At 39.7% G+C, this 1,812-nt stretch carries 2 protein-coding genes; both read right to left on the bottom strand.

The genetic code is table 11. From position 1 onward, the window contains the following. Positions 1 to 132: 132 nt before the first annotated feature. Positions 133 to 534, bottom strand: coding sequence for an STAS/SEC14 domain-containing protein (locus tag WBM49_RS04455; RefSeq protein ID WP_424370862.1), 402 nt, complete (start codon positions 532 to 534; stop codon positions 133 to 135). A gap of 189 nt (positions 535 to 723) precedes the next feature. Then, the coding region (locus tag WBM49_RS04460) for an AAA family ATPase (RefSeq protein WP_424370863.1) at positions 724 to 1,812 on the bottom strand (1,089 nt) is incomplete at its 5' end.

Below are 1,812 nucleotides of genomic sequence, written 5' to 3' on the forward strand. Positions count from 1 at the left end.
GGAGACCTTGCCGCACAGCATGGGAGCATGGAGTCGCTCATGGCAAGTGATATAACAAGTCATTTAGGTAAGGCTTTCAGTGAGGTATCCTCAACGGCAGATGAAAAAGAAGTAAATGATGGGTAGAAGAACTTATTTCTTAGCAACGCGTCTTTTAACCCATGCCAGGGCATTGTTGTAGTCAATAAAAAATTTCATTGGTTTTTTATAGAACATTTTTTCAATGGCGAAGTTGTGCATGTCCATTTCTTTTACGGAAACAATTGCATACGCCTTTAAATTGTCTAATTCCCTTACATAGTTGTAAATGGTAGGGTCTATGGCATACGAATTTTTTCTAAAACTGATAAAGCCAAAAGGCCTGTCTCTAAAATGAATCTCAGATATTCCGATCAATTGATAAACCCTTTCTAAGGTAACTGTGCATCCTTCATTGTAAACCGCCACCATATAATTGTCGTAAACCTGTACGCTTCCTATTTCCAAGACATACTCCTTTACGACAACCGGTGTTTTGATCGGTCTTACTTTCATCCCCATGTAGTTTTGTAGTGTTCGAAACGAATGTAGTGGGAAGCCAATCTGTTTTAAAAAATATTAGATAAAAAGCGTATATATCGTATTAAAAACAGATTGTACATGCGGGTAAGGCTTTTTGCTAAAAAGGAATAGAAAAAGGGTGTCAGTTTTAGTGACACCCTTTTATTCATATTTCCTACAAGACTATGCCTTGGAAGACTTCTTTGCCTTTTTAATTTCAATGGTCAAAAATTCCTTTTTCCCATCGTAATCCATATAAATGCTGTCTCCCTCCTCCAATTTGGAGTTTACAATTTCCTCGGCAAGGGCATCTTCAATGTATTTTTGAATGGCCCTTTTTAAAGGCCTTGCTCCATACTGTTTGTCAAATCCCTTTTCAGCGATATAGTCTTTAGCTTTATCTGTGAGGTTCATATCATACCCAATCTCCTTAATTCTGTTAAAGAGCTTGGCCAGTTCAATGTCAATGATCAGATGTATGTGTTCTCTTTCCAGCGGATTGAAAACAATCACATCGTCTATCCTGTTCAGGAATTCTGGGGCAAATGCCTTTTTAAGGGCATTTTCGATCACACTTTTTTGATGGGAATCTTCCTGAGATTTCTTGGCTGCAGTGCCAAATCCTACCCCTTGTCCAAAATCCTTCAATTGTCTCGCTCCAATATTGGAGGTCATTATAATGATCGTGTTTCTAAAGTCGATCTTTCTTCCTAAACTATCTGTTAGATATCCATCGTCTAGCACCTGAAGCAGCATATTAAATACATCAGGATGAGCTTTTTCAACTTCATCTAGCAAGATTACTGAATAAGGCTTGCGTCTTACCTTCTCTGTAAGTTGTCCTCCTTCTTCATAACCCACGTAACCCGGAGGGGCTCCTACCAATCTGGAAATGGCAAATTTCTCCATATACTCACTCATGTCTATGCGGATCAGGGCATCTTCAGAATCGAAGAGTTCTTTAGCCAATACCTTGGCTAACTGAGTTTTACCCACTCCTGTCTGTCCAAGGAAAATAAAGGATCCTATGGGTTTATTCGGATCTTTCAATCCGGCCCTGTTACGTTGAATGGCCTTAGCCACCTTGGCCACAGCTTCATCCTGCCCAATGACATTTCCTTTTATCAAAGCAGGTAATTCTGCCAGTTTATTGCTTTCTGTTTGTGCGATCTTGTTAACGGGGATACCACTCATCATAGACACCACATCGGCCACATTATCTTCTGATACGATTTCCCTGTGAAGTTTGCTGTCTTCTTCCCATTTTTCCTG

Origin of the sequence: Muriicola sp. (genome assembly GCF_049669965.1) — a bacterium.
Taxonomy (GTDB): Bacteria; Bacteroidota; Bacteroidia; order Flavobacteriales; family Flavobacteriaceae; genus Muriicola.